The sequence below is a fragment of the Vibrio sp. 10N.261.54.E10 genome, from assembly GCF_002877735.2.
Lineage (GTDB): Bacteria > Pseudomonadota > Gammaproteobacteria > Enterobacterales > Vibrionaceae > Vibrio > Vibrio crassostreae_C.
Genome location: NZ_MCXE02000001.1, coordinates 2247703 through 2272072 on the forward strand (window position 1 = coordinate 2247703; position 24370 = coordinate 2272072).

Below are 24370 nucleotides of genomic sequence, written 5' to 3' on the forward strand. Positions count from 1 at the left end.
TCCTAGAACCGACACTATTTAAACCTGATGATATTGCTTCGCTTTACAAAGTCTCGCTTAACGCACTTTGTATCAACGGTTAGGCAAAACCATTCTGCTGTAAGAATTCCATCGTTAATCGAGATTCAGGCTCAGATTCTTGTTGCTGACCTTGCAGTAAACGCTCCATGTAACGTGCTAATACATCAACTTCTAGATTCACTTTACGACCGACATTGAATTGGTCGATGGTGGTTTCTGAAGAAGTATGAGGAACGATAGTCAGCTTGAATGCGTTCTTACGTAAATCGTTCACAGTCAGGCTAATGCCATCAACTGTTACTGAGCCTTTTTGAGCCACGTATTTTGAGATTTCTGCTGGCATTTCTACCCAGAATTCAATCGCACGGCCAACTTGGTTACGTTCAACAATCTCACCCACGCCATCAACGTGACCAGACACTATATGTCCACCGAAACGCGTGGTTGGTAACATTGCTTTCTCAAGGTTAACTTTATCGCCCGCTTGGTAATCGACAAAACCCGTTTTTTTCAGGGTCTCAAGCGAAAGATCTGCACTGTAGCTGTGGTCGTTATATTCAACAACTGTCAAACACACACCATTGGTAGCGATACTGTCGCCTAACTTAACGTCAGCCATATCAAGCTTACCAACATTAACCGTTACGGTGATGTCTTCTCCGCGGGGAGTGATTGCACTCAATGTACCTACGGCTTCTACAATTCCTGTAAACATTTTAAAACTCTTTTTGTTGTCAACGACACGTATGTAGTTGGAGTAACTATTTCCACTGTGGTTTCGTTACTATCTGTTTCGAAATACGGGTTTCGCAACGATGCGAATATCCACACCAACCTGTCGAACATCTTTAATTTCTAGGTCAATAACGTCAGACATTGAAGTGAGCCCTAATGCACCCATCAAACCTCGTCCGTCACTGCCCATAAGTTTAGGTGCTAAATAAAGGATTAGCTCATCCACCAGCTGCTCTTCAATCAAGCTTTTTGCCAATGTTGCGCCCGCTTCGACCCAAATATGGTCGATATGATTGGCAGGTAATTGACGCATCAGATCGTGCAAATCGAGCTGACCTGCATCTGTGGTTGCGACTTCAATATCAGCAGATGCTTCGGCAACTCTCAACACCGATGTTGGAGTCTGGAATAACTTGAGTTCAGGACGCAGTTGGTTTTGACGATCAAGAATCACGCGAATCGGCTGACGCAGCTCGTCTTCAGCGTAATGACCTTTGATACTGCTTGGCAACTCTGCCCAACGAACATTCAACGACGCGTTGTCTTCAATCACCGTCTGGCTAGTTGACAACACAGCGCCTGATTTTGCTCGGTAGTTCTGAACATCACGACGTGCTTCTGGCGATGTGATCCACTGGCTTTGGCCATTTTCCAATGCCGTTTGCCCATCAAGGCTAGCGGCCATCTTTAACTGAACGAATGGCATGCCAGTTTGCATACGCTTGATAAATGCAGGGTTCAAGTCGAGAGCGTCTTGCTCTAGCAAACCGATTTCAACCTCAATACCCGCATCGCGTAGCATTTTGATACCACGACCTGCGACTTTTGGGTTTGGGTCCTGCATGGCACAAATCACTTTGGCTACTTGAGCCTTAATCAAACCTTCAGCACAAGGCGGCGTTCGACCGTAATGAGAACAAGGCTCTAGCGTGACATAAGCCGTCGCACCTTTTGCTTTGTCGCCTGCCATTCGCATGGCATGTACTTCAGCATGAGGTTCGCCAGCTTTGGCATGAAAACCTTCACCAACGATCTGACCGTCGGTTTGTACAATGACACAACCCACATTAGGGTTTGGCGCAGTAGTGTAAATGCCGCGTTTTGCTAACTGAATAGCACGCGACATCATTTGAAAATCTAGGGGAGTAAAGTTTGACATGATTGAGGAGTTAATCCTCTAATTTAGCGATTTCTTCGCCAAACTCTCGGATGTCTTCAAAGCTGCGGTAAACAGAGGCAAAACGAATGTACGCCACTTTATCCAATTCTTTCAATTGGCCCATCACAAGATTACCAATCATCTCGCTTGGTACTTCACGCTCACCAGTTGCACGGAGTTGTGACTTAATCGTACTGATCGCAAGTTCAATCGCGTCAGCACTCACTGGGCGTTTTTCTAGGGCGCGCTGTACACCACCCACCATTTTATCTTCATTAAATGGTTCGCGGTTTCCATTCGACTTTATGACTTTAGGCATCACAAGTTCTGCCGATTCGAACGTAGTAAAACGTTCACTACATGCAAGGCATTGACGGCGACGACGAACCTGATGGCCATCGGCTACCAGTCTTGAATCGATTACTTTAGTGTCGTTCTCTGAACAAAAAGGACAATGCATATCACCTCCAAATAATTGAATATCAGTGTAACGGAATTGCCAAACGTTAGGAAAGAAAAAGGGCCAATTAAGGCCCTTTTGTGTGGTGATTCATTGATTATTGCTACTCGACCGCCATTTCAAAAATGAGCTGAGGAGTAAAATTAACGACCAGCGTTAACCGCGGACTAAATAGTTCGCTTTACCTACCCATTTGTAGCTTGTCAGCTCTTCTAAGCCCATTGGGCCGCGAGCATGCAATTTCTGAGTAGACACGGCAACTTCAGCACCTAAACCAAACTGTGCTCCATCAGTGAAACGTGTTGATGCATTCACATAAACCGCTGCAGAACCAACAGAGTTAATGAAACGCTCTGAGCTCTCTAAGCTATTGGTCATGATCGCATCTGAATGACTCGCGTTGTGTACACGCATGTGGTCAATCGCTTCTGCCACATCCGCTACCACTTTCACGCCTAGCGTGTAGCTTAGCCATTCAGTGTCAAAGTCGCCTTCAACCGCATCACGTTGGTCTTCAAAACCCGCTAGCAGCGATTTTGCACTGGTATCAGCAACTAAGGTTACCTTGCCGGCTAAACGCTGTTTCAGCTTAGTTAGGAAAGCTTCAGCAACCGCTTCATGCGCTAGCAGTGTATCTAACGAGTTACACGCCGATGGACGTTGAACTTTTGAGTTTTCGACCACATCGACAGATTTCTCAAGATCAGCGCTTTCATCAACGAAGATATGGCTGATACCAAAGCCGCCGATGATTACTGGGATGGTGCTGTTCTCTTTACACATCTTGTGCAGACCAGCGCCGCCACGAGGAATGATCATATCCACGTAGTCGTCCAGTTTAAGCAGTTGAGAAACGAGTTCACGATCAGGCTTCTCGATGTACTGAACAGAAGCGGCTGGAAGCTCCGCTTTCTCTAATGCAGACTGGATAACCTTAACCAGTTCCATGTTCGAGAAAAACGTCTCTTTACCACCACGTAGAATGCTTGCGTTACCTGTCTTCAGACACAGAGCTGCAATATCGATGGTTACGTTCGGACGCGCTTCATAGATAACACCCACCACACCAAGTGGCACGCGGCGGCGAGACAGTGACATACCGTTTTCTAGTACTTTGCTGTCAATTTCGCTGCCAACTGGGTCATTCAGGCTAATCACGTTACGAACATCGTTAGCGATACCGGTTAAGCGCTCTTCGTTAAGAAGTAGACGATCGAGCAGTGCGTCAGTTAAACCCGCTTCACGACCCAGTTCGATGTCTTTCGCGTTCGCTTCTAAAATCGTTGTTGCGTTTGCTTCTAGCTCATCAGCGATAATCGCCAATGCTTTATTCTTTTGCGCCGTAGATGCGGTCGCTAGGTGGAAAGCAGCGTCTTTTGCTGCGATACCCATGTTAGTTAAATCCACGTTTAACTCTCCCTAAATTCTGTCTGTCTTTGGATGCAAAAAGGTGATTCACCTTATCATCACGAGCTACTCTTGGATTACAACTAGGTCGTCACGGTGAATGACTTCTGACCCATAATCGTATCCAAGGATGTCGCCAATATCTTTACTGTGCTTGCCTGCAATTTTTGCTAGGTCTTGGCTTGAATAACTGGCGATACCACGCGCAATTACTTTGCCTTTGCTGTCTGTGACTTGGGTAACTTCACCACGAGAGAATTCGCCTTTAACTCGAACAACCCCTTTCGCCAACAAGCTGCTGCCTTTGGTGTTGACTGCGTTTACTGCGCCGTCGTCAACCACGATGTCACCTGCTGAAGCAGGGCCCGCTAAAATCCAGCGTTTACGGTTTTCAAGCGCTTCCGCTAAAGGCAAGAAACGTGTGCCTTGTGGGTTATCACTCAGTGAATCAAACACCACATTTTCAGCACTGCCCGCAGCAATAATCACTTCGATGCCTGCGCGACGAGCAATGTCAGCCGCCTGCAGTTTTGTCGCCATGCCGCCAGTACCCAACGTAGTACCGCTGCCACCTGCGATCTTACGCAGCGTGTCATCAATGGTTTTCACTTCTTTGATGAGCTCAGCATTTGGATCTTTACGAGGGTCAGCCGTAAACAGGCCTTTTTGGTCTGTTAGTAGCAAAAGCTTATCAGCACCGCACAAAATACCCACTAAGGCCGACAAGTTATCATTGTCGCCCACTTTAATTTCGTTGGTTGCTACTGCGTCGTTTTCGTTTACTACCGGAATAATATCGTGCTCAACCAGTGCGTTGATCGTGTCACGTGCATTAAGAAAACGCTCGCGATCATCGAGATCAGCACGAGTCAGTAGCATCTGGCCAATCTTAAGGCCATAGATAGCAAACAAAGACTCCCAAACTTGAATCAACTGACTTTGCCCAACTGCCGCAAGCAACTGTTTGCTCGCCATTGAGTTGGGAAGTGCGGGGTAACCAAGGTGCTCACGTCCTGCTGCAATTGCACCAGACGAAACCATAACCACAGAGTGGCCTTGTTTTTTTAATTCAGCACATTGACGAACCAGCTCAACCATATGAGCGCGGTCTAATGCCAATGTTCCACCAGTTAAGACACTGGTACCCAGTTTAACAACGACAGTTTTACGCTGTGTTGTTGTCCCGCTTTGATGATTTGTTGTCATGAAGTCTTTTATGGATAAAACAAATAAGAGGTGATGTTTTAGCAATCAAAAGGGGAATTCACAAGCAGAAAAGGTGCGAAATCGCACCTTTTTGCTTTATATAGAAGAGTAACCTTTAAAATTAGACGAATTCGACAGACTCTTCGTCTAATTGGATACTGATTTCAAACTTACTTTGAAGTTCATCAACCAGTTTCTTGTGGAAGGCTTCTTGAGTTCGAGAGACCTCAGCGACCGCCTTTTTAGGTAACGGCAAAGAATCCCAGTTACCATCGATGTTGTACTTGCCGATATTGTACTTCGCCGAATATCCCTCTTCCGACTTATCCAATTCCAGCCACCAGCCCCAGAACTCGCGTTCTTCTGGTGATTTTTTATCGTTCACACATACAGACAAGCAATCAAAGATATAGTGGCCTTCTTCTGATTGCGGTTCCCTTAAGTAAGGCCCGATCGCCTTTAAAACATTCAACAAGCGGTAATGCGTAGGTTGTTGTGTCACTTCTGACATATTGAATCTCCATTTTCAATGTTAAGAATGACGTTACTCAGACTGTTATACGTAGAAACTACGCATTTGGATTTTATAAATGACCTCTGAGTATCAGGTACTTAGTTTGTACATTTTTCATGCTTAACTAATTTAGGAGAAATGTCATCTAAATAATTCATCCTCAAGCCACTTTATCGCCAATTCGAGGGATTGCTCATAACCTTGTGTAATTGACTTAGCTTTGATTTTCTTCGCTTTTCCGTAATCACTGTAAATAGCAACCAGTTGATTATCCATTGGCGGTGAAACCGGGTCGCCTTCCAGAGCCAATGCCAAGATAGGAACACTGGTTTTACTGTTTGACAGCAAACCTTGTACCTTGAGTGACCACGCCATCAACTGCCCAGAAAGGCTATTGATATCGACCGCCCCTTTACCAAGGCGCGAAGCCAACACATCTAGATGCATTTTAGGCATCTGCTTAAGTTTGTCTGCATGAACAAAGATATCGTGAATTGGCGCGCCTAAAGAAATACACGCTTTAATCTTATGTTGCTCGAGGAAAGATAATCTCACCATCGCATTGCCACCGAAGCGGAAACCAAACAAGCCGACTTTGTGGTGATCGACCCATGGGATGTTAGGCAATTCATTCAGCACTGCTTGGTGAAGACAAGATGAGTCTTCTGTTAACGGCCAATGTGCACTGTGCCCTATTGATGGCATGTCTACCGTTAACATAGCAATGTTCTTAGGTGCTAAATAATCCCTAAACAGGCGCCACATATCGGTTTGCAAGCTATCTAGACCCGCGCTGACAATCACAACCGGTTGTGGTTTATCTGTCTTGGTTAGATGCAAGTTCGCTTTGATCTTCTTGTTTTGGTATGGAATATCAATCTGCTTGACGATCAACTTAGTGTGCTTGATCGCTTCAGAATACGCTGCGTTGGCCAACACTTGAGCCTGAGCTGCCAAGTTGTCGTTCTTGAGGTGTGGGTAACCCGCAATACTGAAGCACAACGATGCGGAAAATAGCTCTTCAGCCATCTCTTCACCATTCTTCTCATTAGAACGATTTTGATGCTGCATACCCAGCTTGGTCCATTCGTATGCCCAGTTACCACTTCGGTAACCCATGACCGTATCAAGCCACTCATCGGTTGTACGAGAGTTATCTGATGACGCGATGCGAGCCAATACCGCTTCCTGCTCTATTGGATTAACGCCTTGCCATACCCACTGAAGACGTCTTAGGTTTCGATACCATGATGAGTTTTGCTGTTCACGTTTCTCATCCAATAGCGCTTCAGAGCTTGGCATGTATTGTGTCAACATTGAGGTCTCTTTCGCTTGCTTGTGCTTTACAAACAAAGTTTCCGAAAGGTTCGAGCTCGTTTCTTCTGGTTCAGACATTGGGATACTTAATAAGAAATGGTTGTCACTAATAATATAAAAAAAAATGACCCTATAAAGGGTCATTTCTCAAAAAACTAAGTTTACGCTTATTTTGACTTGCGATTTACTGGCTCTACGTAGCTTAGGCTAGTATCCCAAGGTTGCTCAATCCATGTGTCTTGAGCGATATCAACAATGTACTCGTCTAGCAAATCAGCGCCAGATGGTTTTGCACATACAGCGATCAGTTTCGCTTTAGGGTACATTTCGCGAAGCTTACGTGCAGTGTCACCACTATCAACCAAGTCTTCAACGATTAGGAAGCCTTCGCCGTCACCTTCAGGTGCTTTAACTACTGTCATATCACGTTGGTGATCGTGGTCGTAGCTAGAAATACAAATCGTATCTACGTGACGAATACCTAGCTCACGAGCCAAGATTGCACCAGGAACCAAACCACCACGGCTTACTGCCCAGATGCCTTTCCACTGCTCTGCTGGCATTTGCTTTTCAGCAAGTTGACGGCAGTAAGTCTGCATGTTGTCCCAAGTGATAACGAATTTGTTGCTCATAGTATAAAACCTAATAATTTTGTCATGTTATTAGAGGCTATTTCAAACATAGCCTCTTCAGCGATTAAGCAGAAATCTAGACGATTAAGCGAAAATGTATTTAAGAATAAAGATAGCCGACATTACCCACACAGCAGGTGAAACGTCGCGACCTTTACCACTTAGCAGCTTAATTGCAGCGTAAGCGATGAAACCTAGTGAGATACCCTCAGCGATAGAGTACGTCAGCGGCATAAGCAGACATGTTACCACGACTGGTGCTGCTTCCGTAAGATCACGCCAATCAATGCCAACTAGGCCAGACATCATCAGAATTGCTACATAGAAAAGTGCACCTGATGTTGCGTAAGCCGGAATCATACCTGCAAGTGGCGAGAAGAAAAGAGCCAGTAGGAATAAGATACCAACAACAACAGCCGTTAGACCGGTACGGCCGCCTTCAGCAACACCCGCAACACTCTCAACATAAGAAGTAGTATTTGATGTACCTAGCAGTGCACCAATAGATGTTGCTGTAGAGTCAGCAAGCAGTGCTTTGTTCAAGCGAGGTAGTTTGCCGTCTTCTTTGATTAGGTTTGCTTTCGTTGCAACACCAACCAGAGTACCCGCTGTATCGAACAAATCGACGAACAAGAACGCGAATACCACTGAAATCATACCGATTTCAAATACAGCAGAGAAATCAAGCTGCATGAATGTAGGAGCAAGGCTTGGTGGTGTAGACATGATGCCGCCGTATTGAACGTCACCAATAACAATGCCAAGAGCTGTGATAGCTAGAATCGCAATCATTACTGCCCCTTTCACGCCACGGTGAACAAGAGCAATCGTTAGGAAGAAACCAATTGAGCCTAGGATAGGAGCAATCGCGGTAATGTCGCCCAGTGAAACTTTAGTTGCTGGGTTAGAAACAACGATGCCTGCATTGCTAAGCGCAATAAACGCTAGGAAAAGACCGATACCTGCAGAGATACCAACACGCAGAGACATAGGGATCGAGTTGATAATCCATTCACGGATCTTAAAGATGCTTAAGAAGATGAAGATTACGCCTGATACGAAAACCGCTGCCAGAGCAACTTGCCACGTATAACCCATACCCATTACAACAGCGTAGGTAAAGAATGCGTTCAAACCCATGCCTGGAGCTTGAGCAATTGGGTAGTTAGCAACAAAGCCCATGATGAAACAGCCAATAGCAGCCGCTAAACAGGTTGCTACAAATACAGCGCCATGGTCCATACCAGCATCAGCTAGAATCATTGGGTTTACAAAAATGATGTAAGCCATTGTTAGGAAGGTTGTTAGACCTGCGATGATTTCAGTGCGCACATTGGTGCCATTTTCACTGAGTTTGAATAGCTTTTCGAACATTATCGAATCCTATAAGGGTAAAAAGTAAACGGTTGCGTAATCGATTGGCTGTGGATTATAAAGTTATCAAATAACAAATTCCAGATAGAATTAAGGCTCTAATCGATATTTATCAGAATGCCGTATGAAACAAAGCGATTAAAAATGAAGATATCATCGATAAATAACCATTAAAAACAAACAATTAACAACAATAGACTCACTAAAACTAGTTGGTTGTTTTTTCTACCATCGGTTATTTTCATTGATAATCTAGCCAGTAAATTCTGAATTCAAACTCACAATAGTTATGTATTTTTCAACAGGATCAGTAATAAGGCGCAAATTGATATTTCGGCGTTTAAAAAACAACCACGCAGAACAGCAAGGAAAGTGACAAGCGAAAGCGGTTTGGAAAAGTAGCAGGCAAAAAAAACGCCACTCAAAACTGAGTGGCGGTAGAATCTGTCAACCAAAAGGGCTGTAAAAGAATTCCAATATATAGGGGTGAACAAAACTGTTCGAGTTACATGCTTACGGTATTAGTAACCAAAGCTTGTAGGGTATGCAAAGTTGCTAGTGTAAACAGAGCTGTTAATCCAGAACATTGCAGATGGTAAACCTTTCATAACTATCACCTTAATAAATCAATAAAAAACGAATTTGATTTCTCGGTTCCTTGGAGGCGATAAAACGGACTCATCCTTTGAGCATTTACTCTTCATCTCAGAAGTTGGTTATTAATATACCCTAAAGAAAAAAGATTACAAGTATTTTTTGCTATACGTCACATTTTTGGCCATTTACGGTTATTTTGCAAACTTATTTTTGTAATAAAATTACAGAATAGAATTAAACAAACGTTTGCCTGCTCCATTTATAAGCATCAAGGCGCTTAGCTGTGATCAGATGGACAAGATCGCTTTCAAAATTTGAGCTATTTGAGGTTTAGAACCGCTACTCGTCAAAACGCTCAAGTGGTATGCTGTTGCCATCAAAACAGACCCATATTTTAGATTTTTGTTCTAGGTTTTTCCCCATACAAAACCTAAATATATGGTTATTAAATAAAAAAGGAGTCATCCGTGTCTGAATTCCATTCTGAGATCAGTAAATTATCCCCTGCCCCTATCTGGCAGTTCTTCGATAAGATTTGCTCAATCCCACACCCTTCTAAGCATGAAGAAGAGCTTGCTCAATACATTATTGCTTGGGCAACAGAGCAAGGCCTAGATGTACGTCGTGACCCTACGGGTAACGTATTCATCAAAAAGCCAGCAACGGCGGGTATGGAAAACAAAAAAGGTGTAGTGCTACAAGCTCACATCGATATGGTTCCACAAAAGAACGAAGACACAGTTCATGACTTTGCTAAAGATCCAATTCAACCATACATTGATGGTGAGTGGGTTACAGCTAAAGGCACAACGCTTGGCGCTGATAACGGCATGGGCATGGCTTCTTGCCTAGCGGTTCTTGCTTCAAACGAAATTCAGCACGGCCCTATCGAAGTTCTACTAACAGTAGATGAAGAAGCAGGCATGACTGGTGCTTTCGGTCTTGAAGCGGGTTGGTTAGAAGGCGATATCCTTCTTAACACCGATTCAGAGCAAGAAGGCGAAGTGTACATGGGTTGTGCTGGCGGTATCGACGGCGCAATGACATTTGAAATTGCTCGTAATGCGATTCCAGCTGACTTCGTAACACGTAAGCTAACGCTAAAAGGCCTAAAAGGCGGTCACTCTGGTTGTGACATCCACACAGGTCGTGCAAACGCAAACAAACTGCTTGCTCGCTTCCTAGCGGGTCACGCAAAAGAGCTAGACCTTCGCATCGTCGAATTCAAAGGTGGTAGCCTTCGTAACGCGATCCCTCGTGAAGGTTTCGTAACGGTTGCTGTTCCTGCGGCAAACCAAGAAAAACTGGCTTCACTATACAACTACTACACTGAGCTGCTTTCAACAGAGCTAGGTAAAGTAGAAGACAGCATCGTGACTTTCAATGAAGAAGCTTCTGTAGAAATGGGCGCACTTGCGTCAGCAGACCAAGCTCGCTTTATCGCGGCACTTAACGCATGTCCAAACGGCGTGATTCGTATGAGTGACGAGATTGAAGGTGTTGTGGAAACGTCTCTAAACGTAGGTGTTATCACAACAGAAGAGAACTCAATCACAGTACTTTGCCTGATCCGCTCTCTTATCGATTCAGGTCGTAGCCAAGTAGAAAGCATGCTTCACTCTGTTGCTGAACTAGCAGGCGCTAACATCGCGTTCTCTGGTGCTTACCCAGGTTGGAAACCAGACGCAGATTCAGAAATCATGCATATCTTCCGTGACATGTACGAAGGTATCTACGGTCACAAGCCAAACATCATGGTTATCCATGCTGGTCTTGAGTGTGGTCTATTCAAAGAACCTTACCCGAACATGGATATGGTTTCTTTCGGCCCAACCATCAAGTTTCCGCACTCTCCTGATGAGAAAGTGAAGATCGACACCGTTGAGCTATTCTGGAACCAAATGGTTGCATTGCTTGAAGCGATCCCAGAAAAAGCTTAATTCGATAAGCTATGTTTGTTCAGTAAATGGTGTTTTACAGTAAACACCGTTTATCTGAGACAAAATAAAACAGGTACTCAATGAGTACCTGTTTTTGTATCTAATCTTTGTAGCTACTACTTGTGACTAAATAAACAATTAAGCGCGTGAAGCCGCGTAGCTTTCTAGCTCATCAATTGAAGTTTGTGCCACAACTTCGCCATCGATGAAGTACGTCACCATCTCGCCATCACGAACACCGATTAACGTCGCACGCTCACCAGACTGGTAAGTAATGTCCATTTGGATCGTGTTTTCATCAATCTGCTGCATTTGACCTTTTTCGATCACATCTGCACTCGTGATAGGACCCACTGGCGCTTCCGTTAGAGACGGATCAAGTTGGTGGTTGATGTCTAGGTAAGTATCAGTCTTTGTATCAAAGATGTGCGGAGAACCAGTTAGTGGGTTGCTACCAGTCCAGAACTCTAGTGAGTTGAATACCAGGTAATCGGCAGCAACTGTTAGGCCGTAAGCAGGCGCTAGTAGCATGTTCAAGCCACCACGTGCGTAACGGTTATCAACAGCCTTAACGTTAAACTTCATTAGGTAACCGGTTACTGCGTTACTACCAACACAGCCAGATAAAGCGACAGAAACCACCGCCAGTGCAACGACTTTTGAAATTGTTTTTTTCATTTTTATCTCGATATATGAATTTGGCCGCCAAAAAATGGCGATGAATAATACCAACCAACCGAACAATAAATATCAGCGTTAAATCAATGTATTGTCAGGAAATTCACAATTCTAAACCCCTTCTAACTAGCCAAATCAAAAACAGAAACCAATTAAGAAACGCCTCCATAAAAAAGTTTTGTCGTCACCGTAAAGCGATTGATTCGTACTAAAAATCAACGATTGATACATTCCGTGTTAACGAATTATCACCATGTTGAGAACAACCTAAATGGCAAGACTAAAACCTAATCAACCCTTCGAATTACTTGGTTATACTGTTCAGCCAGGACAACGAAAAGAGATTGAACTACAGGCAGCTCAGCTTTACACGCACTCTCCACTTTCGATCCCGATTGAGATCATCCACGGTCGCCAAGCAGGCCCAACACTAATGGTAAACGCTGCTATTCACGGTGATGAGCTAAACGGTGTTGAGATTGCACGACAGTTAACTAACGCAATAGAACCTAATAAACTGAAAGGTACATTAATTGTTGTGCCGATCGTAAACGTATTTGGCTTCATTCATAAATCTCGTTACTTACCAGACCGTCGCGACCTAAACCGTTGCTTCCCAGGTAGTGAGAAAGGCTCATTGACATCACGCATCGCTTACACCTTCTTCGAAAACGTAGCGAAGCACTGTGATTACATTTTGGATCTACATACAGGTGCTATTCACCGTACTAACCTGCCACAGATTCGTGCAAACCTATCAAATCCAGAAACATTACGAATTGCGAAAGCGTTCGCAACGCCAGTAATCATTGATTCACCTTTGCGTGATGGTTCACTGCGTAGCGAAGCTGAAAAACTGGGCATCCCGGTACTGACTTATGAAGGTGGTGAAGCGCTGCGTTTTGATCCTTTAGCGATTCGTGCAGGCTATCTAGGCGTTCATCAAGTGATGAAAGAAATAGGCATGTTGCGCCCTAACCGTAAGAAGTTGCCAGAGCCAGTATTGAGCAAATCCACCAGCTGGATCCGCGCTGAATCAGACGGCATCTTGCGTAATATGGTAAGACTTGGTGAGCAAGTTGAGGCTGGGCAAACTCTAGCTTACATCAGCTCTCCTTTGGGCCACGAAGAAGGCCAAGTGATCACAACCAAAGGTGGTATTGTGATTGGCCAGCAAACGCTGCCTCTTGTCAACGAAGGTGATGCAGTATTCCACATTGCTTACTTCAAACAAGACGATGAAGAAGTAGGCCAATCAGTAGAAAGCTACATTGAAGAAGTAGCAGAAGACGATTGGCTAACCACACTGAACAACTGATTAAAGCTTGATAGAGCGACGTTAAAAGCGATAAATAAAAACCGTCGCTCTTAGGCAAAATAGAAACGAACTCCACAAACGAAAAAGCCCCAATATAGTCACCTATATTGGGGCTTTTTTATAAGTCCCTTATCTTAAAATTAAGGGACCTATAAGTTAATCGTGCACCGAATTACTCAGCGTCTTCCTCTTCTGCACGAGCTTTAGCGCGTGCTTCACGAGCTTGCTCAGCTTTAAGCTCTTTAGTGTGACGTAGTTCGTCACGCTCTTTACGCTGCTCTGATTTACGCTCGTTACGTTCTGCTTGGTTTGCGATGAAAGATGCTAGTTCTTTCTCTGCCCACTCTTGTGCTAGAGCTTCAGTTTCGAAACCAGACTCACGCTTAGATACTGTAGTACTGCGAGATGTTACTTGACGAGTAATCTCTGCACACCAACCGTTGCGTTTTTCTGTAAGGCGGATATCAAATTTTTTGTTCTTAGACATGTTCTATTTTTTCCTAAGGGAGATCATTACGGGATCGGTCAACTTTGATAACTCCATCTAAGTGGGTATCTTTTAACACCATCCCTTGGTAAGCGCGGTATTAGAGCACAAATCAACACATATTGCTGCAAATATTTGCAGCGGATCACACTCTAGTGCGGTAAATCGTTTGCGAGTCATTTCAATTCGTTCATAACTCCAAAATAGCTTCCAATTTACGGGGCACTTTCTCGATAACGAGCAAATGAACTATGCTCAAATAGAGATAAATGAAAGAGATAACCTGCAGGCTCAGGTTTACAGACTCTACTGTCTCGCCTACTCCGCCCATAATTAAAATAGCTAAGGAGTTGCTATGGATAGCTTCATCAAAAATTTACCCAAAGTTGAGCTGCACTTACATATAGAAGGCACATTAGAGCCAGAGCTGATGTTCCAACTCGCCAAGCGTAATAACCTGTCGATTCCCTTTGAGACCCCAGACCAAGTTCGAGACGCGTACCAGTTCCACAATCTTCAATCCTTTCTCGATATCTATTACCAAGGTGCAAACGTACTGATTCATGAACAAGATTTCTACGACCTGACGTGGGCTTATCTGTTGAAGTGTCAGCAAGATAATGTGGTTCATACTGAGATCTTCTTCGACCCTCAGACTCACACTGAACGCGGCATTGACTTTGAAGTCATCGTTGGCGGGATTACTCGAGCTTTGAATCAAGTGGAGCAAGAGCTTGGTATCAGCAGCCAACTGATCATGTGCTTTCTGCGTCATCTCGATGAAGACAGCGCTTTTGAAACACTCAAACAAGCCCTTCCTTATAAAGATAAGATCATTGCCGTTGGGTTAGATTCATCAGAACAGGGCAATCCACCAGAGAAGTTTAAACATGTATTCCAAGAAGCGATCAACCAAGGCTTTCTGACTGTCGCGCACGCCGGAGAAGAAGGCCCAGCACAAAATATTAGCGACGCACTGAGCTTGCTAGGCATTACCCGAATTGATCATGGCGTTCGCTGTGTAGAAGATGAAGAGTTGATGGAACAGCTAATAGCAAAACGTACACCACTGACCGTCTGCCCGCTGTCGAATACCAAGCTCAAGGTGTTTGAGACCATGCAAGAGCACAACATCGTCGAGTTGCTGAGAAAAGGGCTGTGCGTCACCATCAATTCCGATGATCCGGCTTACTTCGGCGGCTATATGAATGATAACTTCCTCGCCGTCGCCAATGCTCACCCAGTGACCAAAAACGAATTGGCGCAGTTCAGTATTAATGCCATCGAAGCCAGTTTTATCTCGCCTCACGCCAAGGAAGATCTCATCACACAGGTACGCCAATACCTTGCTGCGAGTACTTAATGAGTTATCAAGATCAAAAAGGGAAGCTCTGAGCTTCCCTATCTATATCAATAGATAACTAATTGGCTTAGCCCGGGTGACCATCCACTCTTGGCGTTAACAGCATCATGCCGAACTTCCAGATAAACAGCCCGAACGCTAACGTCCATAAACCGGCGCTGATGTTGACCATCTCAAATAAATACGCAGGGAAGAATGTCACACCTAAACTACGAACGAGTGCCGCGATAAAAATAGCCGAGAACGCCAAAGCCATACTTGGCCCTTTATAGATAGCACGACCAGTATGTCCCATTGTCACGCGCGTAATCATCGCCAGAATTAACCCACTCAAGCCACCAATCGCAAACAAGTGCAGCATGTTGTGGCTCGCGAACGGGTTGTCTAACAGACCACGTAACAGCAAACTGAGAGGGATACATAGGTAAGCCGCATGCAGCGACCACACCAAAGGCTCAGACAAGGTTGTCCAAGGCTTCCAACGGATAAAGCGAACTAACTGAGTCACGCCAGCAAACACCATTAACTCATTACCTACTTGAGCAAAGGTCAATGGGAAGAAGCTCAACACAAATAAACCAACCAAAGGCAGATTGGCTAACCATTCCAACCAAACCAATGGCTGCGCTTTTTCAAACTCAAAACGACGTGCTGTGAAGAATGGGATCACTCGCCCACCCATCACTGATAACAGCAAGGTAAACCACCACAACATAGACTGCCAAACTGCAGACGATGGGAATGGAGGCATCCCCTTAATGGTCGCGTAACTAGCAAAGTTCGCCACGATAGCCAATATAAACAGTGGCACAAAGAATAGATTCTTCCAGCCTTTCGACTTCACGACTCGGAAACCAATTTCGTAGGCGGCGAAGATTAAGAACAGCGCCTCAACCGACGAGATCAGCCATAACGGAGCGGGTGTCCAAAACAGAATACGAGGTGCGAGCCACAAACCGACTAGCGCAGCTAATCGATAATGCTTGGTGCCATTGACACCCGTCCACGTTTGTACTGCCGTTAACACAAAACCGACCACTATCGCCATTGAGAAACCAAACAGCATCTCATGCACGTGCCACCACAGTGCGGGAACTTTTAAAATCTCAGGCTGACCGTTTTGGAACATGATGACCCAAGCGACAATCGCGATCACTGCATAGAGACTGCCTAAAAAGAAGAAAGGTCGAAAGCCTAAACGCAGGTAGGCTGGAATCGCGTCTTCTACACTTTTATCTGTGATATTTAACAAACTCGCTCCTAATTCTCAGATAAGCGGCCAAGGTATTACCTAAACCAAATTTTGTGTGCATCAAATCCGATGCAATATGCAGATCACATTGCATGAAACGCGCCAATTAGATAAAACCAGTAAAAACAGCGACTCACGAGATTCAATAGCCAATAAATAAGTCAAAAAAACACAACCAAAAGAGTCATAAAGACATATACATGTATAAATAGAAACTTACTGACTTTTGGTATCTCGCCACATATAGTAAGACTAGACTTAAATGGAACAACTCAGACAAGGAATGCGATGTATATTTTTGGTTATGGCAGTTTAATCAACTCATCTTCACGTCAGCTTACCGGTCAGACAGGGCAAGCGATCCCTGCGATTGTTCATGGCTTGATTCGCCATTGGAGCAAGATCGATGACAGCTATGTCTTATCCCCTTTGATCGTCAATCTCGGCGAAGGACAAGTGAATGGTGTGTTGCTTGAGGTGGATGATATTGCACTGGCTGAGTTTGATCGCCGTGAGCGTGGTTATCACCGTATCGAATTAAAGGCCTCTCAGATAGAAAGCCAAGATGAATTCAAACAGGATCAACCGATCTGGGTTTACATCAAAGACGAGATTGAAGCACCTTGCGAAAACAGCCCTATCGTTCAAACCTACGTCGATACTGTATTAGCAGGATGTTTAGAGGTGTCTGAAAGCTTTGCGGCGCACTTCGTTAAACACACACAAGGTTGGCATCACCCATTAGAAAATGATCGCCACCAGCCTAAATACGGCAACCTTGCTGGGGTTTCCGATCACCATCACAGTGTGATTGATGGCTTGATACTAACTGTACGCAGCTAGTTGATTTAGGTTGGTGAACACATTGACTCACCAACCTAAAGTGAGCTTAAACGACACGAATACCTGCTGGCATCGCACGTTCAGGTGTTAGCAATACACTTTCAGATTCATCTTCCGTTTCTGCACAAAGCAACATGCACTCAGAAGTGTGGCCTCTCATCTTCGCCTTCGCTAGATTGCACAAAACAACAACCTGCTTACCCATCAACTCTTCTTCTGTGTAGTAAGGGACTAGGCTGGTCACCGTTTGCAGTGTCTTGTCACCAACATCCACTTGCACTATGTAAAGCTTGTCGGCGTTTTCATGACGCACAACCTCAATGATCTTACCCACACGCATTTCTAACTTAGCAAAGTCACCATAAGAGACAGTATCCATTTCTCACTTCCTATATTGGTTTATTTTCATTCATTAAATCATTTACTAAAATTAAGTAAAATGTAAATGTTTACACTAGCATTAAGCCTAATAATTACAAGCGGTAAAGATCTCATTACTGGAAGTAAAATGAGAGTTTCGTTGCCTTACTATCATTGTCGGTGTTAAATAGATGAAGCAATGTATAGAGGTTAAAAATGGCAACAATTAAAGATGTAGCAAAGGAAGCTGGTGTTTCTGTTGCAACCGTATCTCGAGTGATCAACAAGTCTCCCAAGGCGAGTGCAAGCTCGGTAGAGTCTGTAACTAAAGCGATGTCTAAACTTGGCTATCGACCGAATGCCAATGCTCGAGCGCTGGTAAGCCAAAGCACGAACACTGTTGGTGTATTGGTCGGTGACATCTCCGATCCCTTTTTTGGCACGCTGGTTAAGGCTGTCGACAATGTCGCTCGTGAGAACGGAAAACATATCCTTGTCGGTAATGGCTCGCACGATCGTGAAGAAGAGAGACAAGCGATTGAATTGCTGATTAACAGCCGTTGTGACGCCCTGGTGATCCACTCTAAAGGCCTCACCGACGAAGAACTGATTGCCTATGCAAAAGAGGTCAAAGGCTTAGTACTGATCAACCGTTATATTGCTGAGATTGCCAACCACTGTATTTTCTTAGACAACAAAAAAGGTGCGTATCTTGCGACGGAATATCTGATCCGCCATGGCCATAAGAACATTGCCTGTATCGCCTCATCGCATAGCATTGAAGATGCCGATGAGCGTATCCAAGGTTACTTAGCGGCACTCTCAGATTACAAAATAGCGCTCTCTGACAGCTATATTGAATACTCAGCGCCGACCAGTGACGGTGGCGAATACGCCATGACTAACCTTCTGACTAAGTCACTGCCAATCACTGGCATTGTGGCGTACAACGATTACATGGCAGCTGGTGCTTTGTCTGTCCTTGATGAAAACGGTATTCAAGCGCCAGACAAAATGTCGATCATCGGTTTCGATGATGGTTTGATTGCCCGCTATGTTCATCCAAAGCTCACCACTATTCGCTACCCGATTCAGATGATGGCAGAGAAAGCGACACGACTCGCGTTGCACTTAGCCAAAGGTGAAAACACCTCAACTGAACCAATGATGTTCTCTCCAACTCTGGTACGCCGTAATTCGGTAGAGAAAGTCTAGGTTCTGGTCGACTCATCAAGCAATAAACAAAAAAAAGCCCTAACAAAATCGCTTCTGTTAGGGCTTTCCTACCTTACTCAGATACTCAACAATCGCGCTTAATAAACCGCACTCTTGTTGAGCGCCACTTTTGCTCATCCCCCAAGAACAACGCGATAATTCACATCGTCCTATTCACAAACAAAAGATATTGACGTAACCGCTTTGAGCTAGAGCGTACTAGTTTGAAGAATCCCCCGAAAATTCAAACTGGTAACAGGTACTGTAGTTATATTCTTGTTCAGGCTTGAGAATACAACTGTCCTGCTTCCACTCTGGGTGGTTAGGAGAGTCAGGTAAGAACTGGGTTTCTAGCGCCAAACCAGCGTAGTCTTCATAGCTACCACCACTTCGGTTTGGTGTGCCACCAAGCCAGTTTCCGGTGTATAGCTGCATCGCAGGTTTGGTTGAAAATACTTTTAGTGTGACGAGCGCATCTGGTGAGGTTACGGTAGCGGCACATTGAGTGCGCTTGCAGCCGTCAGCCAATAAGAAAGAGTGGTCGTAACCCTTTGCTGCTTTCTGCTGTTCATCACCCAACAAACGCTCTGAGATCATCATAGGCTGATTGAAGTCGAAGCTGGTCGATTTCACCGATTTAAGGTTACCTAATGGAATACCCACCGAATTGGTCGGTAAGAATTGATTGGCGTTGATGCTGACAATGTGTGACAAACAATCGTGTCCGGCTTCTGCGCCAAGTAGATTGAAGTACGCATGATTCGTTAGATTAACCACGGTCGGCTTATCGGTGGTTGCAGAGTAATTAATGGAAACTCGATTATCTTCGGTGATGTCATAACGCACCGACACATTCAAATTCCCCGGAAATCCTTGGTCGCCATCAGCAGACTCTAGACTGAACACCACTGACGTTTCGGTTTTCTCGGTAATATTCCAACGACGTTTATCAAAACCGTTCGGACCACCATGCAAGGTATTGCCCGCTTGGTTGGTTTCCAGCTTGTAGTTCTGACCATCAATTTTAAAGCGACCATTGGCAATGCGGTTAGCATAACGGCCAACGGTTGTGCCCATATAGCTGGCTTGTTTATCGAAGTTCTCCATTGAGTTAACACCCAACAACACTTCTCTTTTGTTTCCCTTTACTGGCAGGATACAGCTCAACCATGTTGCACCAATATCCATGAATGTCACTTGAATCCCATGCGTATTTGATAGCGTCACTAACTGAGCGGGTTGGCCATCATAGGCTGGAGTCTGCGCCATGGATTGATGCAGGTTTTGCTCTTGTGTCATTCTAAATTCCTTCTAGTGCCAGTAAAAAGCCTCTACCTGAAGTAAAGGCTTTAGCATTTGGCCTACCATGATCTTTTTACTTGGTAAGCTCTATATTAAGTCTCGAAGCCGTTAGATTACTTCAACTAAGCCTGCTCCGTCTTTCGCTTGGCACACATAAATAGATTCTTTTAGCCCCGTCGCCGCTTGATATTTCTGTTCAACGGTTGTTTTGATTTCATCAACCAATGCAGGTGGAACCAATGCCACAATACAACCACCGAAACCACCGCCAGTCATACGCACGCCACCTTGTTCACCGATCACTTCTTTGACCATATCAACCAGCGCATCAATCTCTTTCACCGTGATTTCAAAATCATCACGCATTGATGCATGCGATTCAGCCATCAACTCGCCCATACGCTTCATATCATGAGTGCGTAGAGCTTGAGCCGCTTCAACAGTACGGTCATTTTCAGTAATCACGTGACGAGCACGTTTCGCGACCATTTCATCCAATTCAGACTCTTTCGCTTTGAATTGCTCAATGGTCACATCACGAAGTGCCGGAACACCAAAGATGCGCGCCGCTTCTTCACACTGTTCACGACGTGTGTTGTATTCGCTGTCGACTAAGCCGCGTTTCTTGTTTGAGTTAATGATAACCACAGCCATATCTTCTGGCATTGAAACCGCTTGAGTCTCTAGGCTACGACAATCCAAAAGCATCGCGTGGTTTGCGCGACCTTCTGCAGAGATCATTTGGTCCATGATGCCGCAGTTACAGCCCACAAATTCGTTTTCGGCCTGCTGACCATTTAGCGCCACTTCAGCTTGGCTGATCTCTAGGTTATAAAGCACCTTGAATGTCTGACCGATGACAACTTCTAGTGCCGCAGAAGAACTTAAACCTGCACCTTGAGGCACGTTGCCCGTTACAGAGATGTCTGCACCTGTAAATTCAAAGCCGCGACCTTTTAAGCACTTCACCACACCACGAATGTAGTTCGCCCACATCTTGTCTTGTTGGAATGTGATCTCTTGAGTTAAATCGAACTCATCGACTGCATTACCGTAGTCCACTGATACTACGCGAACAATGTTGTCGTCACGCTTAGCCGCGGCGACTACCGTTTGGTAGTTAATGGCACACGGTAGAACAAAACCATCGTTGTAGTCAGTGTGCTCGCCGATCAGGTTCACACGACCTGGTGCTTGGATAATATGAGTCGCTTGGTAACCAAGGACTTGCTCAAAAGATGCTTTCACGTTTTGGATTAGGTCAGACATAAGTAAACTCTCTGGTTAAACTCTTTGTTCAATTGGTTATGGCCCCTTCACGGCACCACTTTAATTCTTTTAGATTCCCTATATCGTTCGTCGCTCACGGTAGGGAATGACAACATCAGCGACTAAACTTCTATACTTCTAAGCTTCTAAGCTCTTAAACTTATGGGCTTCTCACCTGTCGTCATTCCAGAATCGAGGGACGAGATATCAGGAATCTCACTCGTTATCTACGAAACAGGCTATTCCTGATCTTTATAGTGAACGTCACTCAAATCACGAAGACGCTGCGCCGCTTGTTCTGCGGTTAAATCACGCTGAGACTCAGCCAACATTTCGTAGCCGACCATGAACTTGCGAACCGAAGCACTACGTAGCAATGGCGGGTAGAACAACGCATGCAGTTGCCAGTGATCGATGTCCGTGCCTTCTTCAAAGAACGGCGCATAGTGCCAACCCATTGAGTACGGGAATGAGCATTGGAACAAGTTGTCGTAACGACTGGTCAGCTTCTTAATCGCAAGCGCTAAATCATCACGCTGCTCGTCAGTCAGTTCGCTCATACGGCGAATGTGTGTTTTTGGTAGCAACATGGTTTCAAATGGCCACGCCGCCCAATAAGGAACCACAGCAATCCAATGTTCAGTTTCAACCACAGTGCGAGAGCCGTCTTTCATTTCAGCTTCAACGTAATCCACTAAAAGATTCGAACCTTGTTGTTCGAAGTACTCTTTTAAGAGTTTCTCTTTGCGTTCAATCTCGTTGGGTAAAAAGCTGTTTGCCCAGATTTGACCGTGTGGGTGTGGCTGAGAGCAGCCCATGGTCTCACCTTTGTTTTCAAACGCTTGAACCCACAGGTAGTCTTTACCTAGCTCTTCAATCTGTTCATTCCAGGTATCGATAACACCACGGATCTTGTTTACCGGAAGCTCCGGCAGCGTTTTGCTGTGGTCCGGAGAGAAACAGATCACGCGGCTCAACCCACGTACACCTTGAGTCTTGAATAGAGGGTTATAAGACTCTGGAGCATCAGGTGAGTCAGGCATCAACGCCGCGAAATCATTACTGAATACATAAGTGCCGTCGTAATCTGGGTTTTCATCGCCCGAAATACGCGTATTGGTTGGGCACAAGAAACACTCTTTCTCATACGCAGGAAGCTGCGCAGTCGATGGTTTTTCATCTTGGCCACTCCAAGGACGCTTTGCGCGGTGCGGTGATACTAAGATCCACTGACCCGTTAATGGGTTATAGCGACGGTGCGGGTGGTCTACTGGGTTAAATTCAACTTTTGACATGTTTAGATTGCTCTCAAATTTTGTGTCTTGGTCAATTCACCAAGATGAATAATTCTTCTACAAGGAGATTCCCTATCACGCTCGTTCCTCGCTGTAGGGAATGACGTGTGATCTCGTTGTGCTATTTGTGCAAAGGCAACCGCTTCATAGCCTTATGCTCATCCGTCATTCCAGAATAGAGGTACGAGATATCTAGAATCTCTCTTCATCTGTATTCCCCAAAGAAATTGAAGTTGCAGCTAGGCAGCAAGATTTCCAATATCCATGAGCATAGATCTTCTATGTGATTGGAATTGGTAAGCGCAGCTAACAACGCTGCGGCTTCAATTACGAAGGGGAATAGCCGTTCGGGTTATTTGACTGCCAATTCCACGTATCTGCCGTCATCTCCATCACGCTACGCGTCGCCTTCCAGCCAAGCTCGCGCTCTGCTTTTTCAGTGCTTGCCCAACATTCAGCAATATCACCAGCGCGGCGTGGGCAAAGTTCATAAGGAACTGGCTTACCCGATGCTTGTGCGAAGGCTTCAACCATCTCGAGTACGCTTGAGCCTTTGCCCGTGCCTAGGTTATAAATATGTAAGCCCGCCTTCTCGCCAACCGCTTTCAATGCGGCTACGTGTCCGTCCGCTAAATCCATAACATGAATATAGTCGCGAACGCCTGTGCCATCGACTGTTGGGTAATCGTTTCCAAAAACAGCCAGTTTTTCACGGCGACCTACCGCTACTTGAGCAATAAACGGCATCAGATTGTTTGGGATACCTTGTGGGTCTTCACCCATAGTGCCCGATGAATGGGCGCCAACTGGGTTGAAGTAACGCAGTAATGTCACACTCCAGTCGTTTTCGGCGTTGAACAAATCACTCAAACATTCTTCGACCATGTACTTACTGCGACCATAAGGATTAGTTGTTGCACCCGTTGGAGAGCTTTCAGTAATTGGCACCACTTCTGGATCACCGTAAACGGTAGCCGAAGAGCTAAATACAATGCTCTTCACACCCGATTTCTTCATGCTGCGAGCTAACACCAATGATCCATTGACGTTGTTATCGTAGTACTCCAAAGGCTTAGCCACCGACTCCCCAACCGCTTTCAGGCCAGCAAAGTGAATCACGGCTTGGATATCGTTTTCTGAAAACACGCTATCTAGAAAAGATTGATCACGAATGTCGCCAAGATAAAAAGTTGGTCGCTTACCGGTCAATGATTCGATTCGCTCCAGTACTAGCTCTTTGCTGTTGCAAAGGTTATCAACAATGATTGGCTCCATACCCGCCTGTATCATTTGAATACATGTATGACTTCCGATATAACCCATGCCGCCCGTAACCAGTACTTTCACAATCAACCTCTCTTTGTCGTCATTCTTGGACTAACTCGAACTGACATTCAGCTCAGTAGCACCGTATGCCAGAAATAGTAGCAGCCATTTTGACTATAATTCTGTGATCAAAACCACGAAGTGTAAACGTTTACACTAACTCATATCATTGTTACTGAACGTGACATAGGGAGAACCTATAAACAAACACATCTAATTCATTGAATTTTAATAAGATAATTATAGATAGTTAGATTTGAGACATCATAGAGGAGTTGAGCATTTATTTTACTAAAAGTT

Annotated in this window: 22 protein-coding genes; 5 read left to right on the forward strand and 17 right to left on the reverse strand. The window is 44.9% G+C overall.

The features are described from left to right. Positions 1 to 79: 79 nt before the first annotated feature. The 9 genes from BCU07_RS09870 to BCU07_RS09910 form a co-directional block, all read right to left on the reverse strand. A complete protein-coding gene (locus BCU07_RS09870) occupies positions 80 to 736 on the reverse strand; it encodes a riboflavin synthase (RefSeq protein ID WP_010436361.1) in 657 nt (218 codons plus the stop codon). Positions 737 to 805: 69 nt separating this feature from the next. Then, the gene (gene ribD, locus BCU07_RS09875; protein WP_017060785.1) at positions 806 to 1885 is read right to left on the reverse strand and encodes a bifunctional diaminohydroxyphosphoribosylaminopyrimidine deaminase/5-amino-6-(5-phosphoribosylamino)uracil reductase RibD; all 1080 of its coding nucleotides are present in this window, start codon (positions 1883 to 1885) and stop codon (positions 806 to 808) included. 40 nt (positions 1886 to 1925) lie between these two features. Further along, positions 1926 to 2375 carry a transcriptional regulator NrdR gene (nrdR, locus tag BCU07_RS09880; protein WP_004734394.1) on the reverse strand — a complete coding sequence of 150 codons (450 nt, stop codon included), beginning with the start codon at positions 2373 to 2375 and terminating at the stop codon, positions 1926 to 1928. Positions 2376 to 2531: 156 nt separating this feature from the next. Continuing rightward, complete coding sequence (locus BCU07_RS09885) at positions 2532 to 3782, reverse strand: glutamate-5-semialdehyde dehydrogenase (RefSeq protein ID WP_102428913.1); 1251 nt, start codon at positions 3780 to 3782, stop codon at positions 2532 to 2534. Between the two features lie 66 nt (positions 3783 to 3848). Further along, positions 3849 to 5033, reverse strand: coding sequence for a glutamate 5-kinase (gene proB, locus BCU07_RS09890; RefSeq protein WP_012604650.1), 1185 nt, complete (start codon positions 5031 to 5033; stop codon positions 3849 to 3851). Positions 5034 to 5109: 76 nt separating this feature from the next. Beyond that, on the reverse strand, positions 5110 to 5499 hold the full coding sequence (gene crl / locus BCU07_RS09895) for a sigma factor-binding protein Crl (RefSeq protein WP_017060787.1): 390 nt from the start codon (positions 5497 to 5499) through the stop codon (positions 5110 to 5112). Positions 5500 to 5643: 144 nt separating this feature from the next. Continuing rightward, positions 5644 to 6897 (reverse strand): esterase FrsA, encoded by a 1254-nt coding sequence (gene frsA / locus BCU07_RS09900; RefSeq protein WP_017060788.1) that lies wholly within the window; start codon positions 6895 to 6897, stop codon positions 5644 to 5646. 89 nt (positions 6898 to 6986) lie between these two features. Then, positions 6987 to 7451, reverse strand: a complete 465-nt coding sequence (gene tet(34), locus BCU07_RS09905; RefSeq protein ID WP_009847475.1) for an oxytetracycline resistance phosphoribosyltransferase domain-containing protein Tet(34) — start codon at positions 7449 to 7451, stop codon at positions 6987 to 6989. Positions 7452 to 7535: 84 nt separating this feature from the next. Next, positions 7536 to 8825, reverse strand: coding sequence for an NCS2 family permease (locus BCU07_RS09910; RefSeq protein WP_017066820.1), 1290 nt, complete (start codon positions 8823 to 8825; stop codon positions 7536 to 7538). Positions 8826 to 9889: 1064 nt separating this feature from the next. Here BCU07_RS09910 and BCU07_RS09915 point away from each other — a divergent pair. Then, positions 9890 to 11362 (forward strand): aminoacyl-histidine dipeptidase, encoded by a 1473-nt coding sequence (locus tag BCU07_RS09915; RefSeq protein ID WP_017060790.1) that lies wholly within the window; start codon positions 9890 to 9892, stop codon positions 11360 to 11362. A gap of 138 nt (positions 11363 to 11500) precedes the next feature. Here BCU07_RS09915 and BCU07_RS09920 read toward each other — a convergent pair whose 3' ends face one another. Next, positions 11501 to 12040 (reverse strand): DUF3332 family protein, encoded by a 540-nt coding sequence (locus tag BCU07_RS09920; protein WP_017066819.1) that lies wholly within the window; start codon positions 12038 to 12040, stop codon positions 11501 to 11503. Positions 12041 to 12311: 271 nt separating this feature from the next. Here BCU07_RS09920 and BCU07_RS09925 point away from each other — a divergent pair, with 271 nt between their 5' ends. Continuing rightward, the gene (locus tag BCU07_RS09925) at positions 12312 to 13358 is read left to right on the forward strand and encodes a succinylglutamate desuccinylase/aspartoacylase family protein (RefSeq protein WP_010436338.1); all 1047 of its coding nucleotides are present in this window, start codon (positions 12312 to 12314) and stop codon (positions 13356 to 13358) included. A 172-nt stretch (positions 13359 to 13530) separates the two neighbouring features. On the opposite strand, the gene BCU07_RS09930 is transcribed toward BCU07_RS09925, so the two are convergent. Then, positions 13531 to 13845, reverse strand: a complete 315-nt coding sequence (locus BCU07_RS09930) for a DUF3622 domain-containing protein (RefSeq protein ID WP_010436335.1) — start codon at positions 13843 to 13845, stop codon at positions 13531 to 13533. Positions 13846 to 14200: 355 nt separating this feature from the next. On the opposite strand from BCU07_RS09930, the gene BCU07_RS09935 reads away from it, so the two are divergent. Further along, entirely contained in the window at positions 14201 to 15208 is a 1008-nt protein-coding gene (locus BCU07_RS09935; RefSeq protein WP_017069510.1) for an adenosine deaminase, read from the forward strand. A gap of 67 nt (positions 15209 to 15275) precedes the next feature. Here BCU07_RS09935 and BCU07_RS09940 read toward each other — a convergent pair whose 3' ends face one another. After that, positions 15276 to 16460 (reverse strand): NnrS family protein, encoded by a 1185-nt coding sequence (locus BCU07_RS09940; RefSeq protein WP_017060794.1) that lies wholly within the window; start codon positions 16458 to 16460, stop codon positions 15276 to 15278. Between the two features lie 288 nt (positions 16461 to 16748). Between BCU07_RS09940 and BCU07_RS09945 the strand changes: the two genes are divergently transcribed. Beyond that, the gene (locus tag BCU07_RS09945) at positions 16749 to 17303 is read left to right on the forward strand and encodes a gamma-glutamylcyclotransferase family protein (RefSeq protein WP_017060795.1); all 555 of its coding nucleotides are present in this window, start codon (positions 16749 to 16751) and stop codon (positions 17301 to 17303) included. Between the two features lie 46 nt (positions 17304 to 17349). On the opposite strand, the gene BCU07_RS09950 is transcribed toward BCU07_RS09945, so the two are convergent. Next, positions 17350 to 17682, reverse strand: coding sequence for a tRNA-binding protein (locus BCU07_RS09950; RefSeq protein ID WP_017060796.1), 333 nt, complete (start codon positions 17680 to 17682; stop codon positions 17350 to 17352). A 197-nt stretch (positions 17683 to 17879) separates the two neighbouring features. Between BCU07_RS09950 and BCU07_RS09955 the strand changes: the two genes are divergently transcribed. After that, positions 17880 to 18878 carry a substrate-binding domain-containing protein gene (locus BCU07_RS09955; RefSeq protein ID WP_017066816.1) on the forward strand — a complete coding sequence of 333 codons (999 nt, stop codon included), beginning with the start codon at positions 17880 to 17882 and terminating at the stop codon, positions 18876 to 18878. A gap of 219 nt (positions 18879 to 19097) precedes the next feature. Here the strand turns inward: BCU07_RS09955 and galM are convergent, their stop codons facing one another. The 4 genes from galM to galE form a co-directional block, all read right to left on the reverse strand. Beyond that, on the reverse strand, positions 19098 to 20177 hold the full coding sequence (gene galM, locus BCU07_RS09960; protein WP_102428914.1) for a galactose-1-epimerase: 1080 nt from the start codon (positions 20175 to 20177) through the stop codon (positions 19098 to 19100). A gap of 111 nt (positions 20178 to 20288) precedes the next feature. Beyond that, entirely contained in the window at positions 20289 to 21449 is a 1161-nt protein-coding gene (gene galK, locus BCU07_RS09965) for a galactokinase (protein ID WP_017060799.1), read from the reverse strand. A gap of 239 nt (positions 21450 to 21688) precedes the next feature. After that, entirely contained in the window at positions 21689 to 22744 is a 1056-nt protein-coding gene (locus tag BCU07_RS09970; RefSeq protein WP_102428915.1) for a UDP-glucose--hexose-1-phosphate uridylyltransferase, read from the reverse strand. A 327-nt stretch (positions 22745 to 23071) separates the two neighbouring features. Beyond that, positions 23072 to 24091 (reverse strand): UDP-glucose 4-epimerase GalE, encoded by a 1020-nt coding sequence (galE, locus tag BCU07_RS09975; RefSeq protein ID WP_102428916.1) that lies wholly within the window; start codon positions 24089 to 24091, stop codon positions 23072 to 23074. Positions 24092 to 24370 lie beyond the last annotated feature (279 nt).

Bases quoted from the DNA above. Each gene is read 5' to 3' on its own strand.
- ribD (WP_017060785.1), bottom strand. From the start codon at position 1,885: ATGATGTCGCGTGCTATTCAGTTAGCAAAACGCGGCATTTACACTACT.
- BCU07_RS09945 (WP_017060795.1), top strand. From the start codon at position 16,749: ATGTATATTTTTGGTTATGGCAGTTTAATCAACTCATCTTCACGTCAG.
- BCU07_RS09935 (WP_017069510.1), top strand. From the start codon at position 14,201: ATGGATAGCTTCATCAAAAATTTACCCAAAGTTGAGCTGCACTTACAT.
- BCU07_RS09870 (WP_010436361.1), bottom strand. From the start codon at position 736: ATGTTTACAGGAATTGTAGAAGCCGTAGGTACATTGAGTGCAATCACT.
- BCU07_RS09925 (WP_010436338.1), top strand. From the start codon at position 12,312: ATGGCAAGACTAAAACCTAATCAACCCTTCGAATTACTTGGTTATACT.
- BCU07_RS09950 (WP_017060796.1), bottom strand. From the start codon at position 17,682: ATGGATACTGTCTCTTATGGTGACTTTGCTAAGTTAGAAATGCGTGTG.
- galM (WP_102428914.1), bottom strand. From the start codon at position 20,177: ATGACACAAGAGCAAAACCTGCATCAATCCATGGCGCAGACTCCAGCC.
- crl (WP_017060787.1), bottom strand. From the start codon at position 5,499: ATGTCAGAAGTGACACAACAACCTACGCATTACCGCTTGTTGAATGTT.
- galK (WP_017060799.1), bottom strand. From the start codon at position 21,449: ATGTCTGACCTAATCCAAAACGTGAAAGCATCTTTTGAGCAAGTCCTT.
- frsA (WP_017060788.1), bottom strand. From the start codon at position 6,897: ATGTCTGAACCAGAAGAAACGAGCTCGAACCTTTCGGAAACTTTGTTT.
- BCU07_RS09920 (WP_017066819.1), bottom strand. From the start codon at position 12,040: ATGAAAAAAACAATTTCAAAAGTCGTTGCACTGGCGGTGGTTTCTGTC.
- BCU07_RS09970 (WP_102428915.1), bottom strand. From the start codon at position 22,744: ATGTCAAAAGTTGAATTTAACCCAGTAGACCACCCGCACCGTCGCTAT.
- BCU07_RS09930 (WP_010436335.1), bottom strand. From the start codon at position 13,845: ATGTCTAAGAACAAAAAATTTGATATCCGCCTTACAGAAAAACGCAAC.
- BCU07_RS09910 (WP_017066820.1), bottom strand. From the start codon at position 8,825: ATGTTCGAAAAGCTATTCAAACTCAGTGAAAATGGCACCAATGTGCGC.
- nrdR (WP_004734394.1), bottom strand. From the start codon at position 2,375: ATGCATTGTCCTTTTTGTTCAGAGAACGACACTAAAGTAATCGATTCA.
- BCU07_RS09955 (WP_017066816.1), top strand. From the start codon at position 17,880: ATGGCAACAATTAAAGATGTAGCAAAGGAAGCTGGTGTTTCTGTTGCA.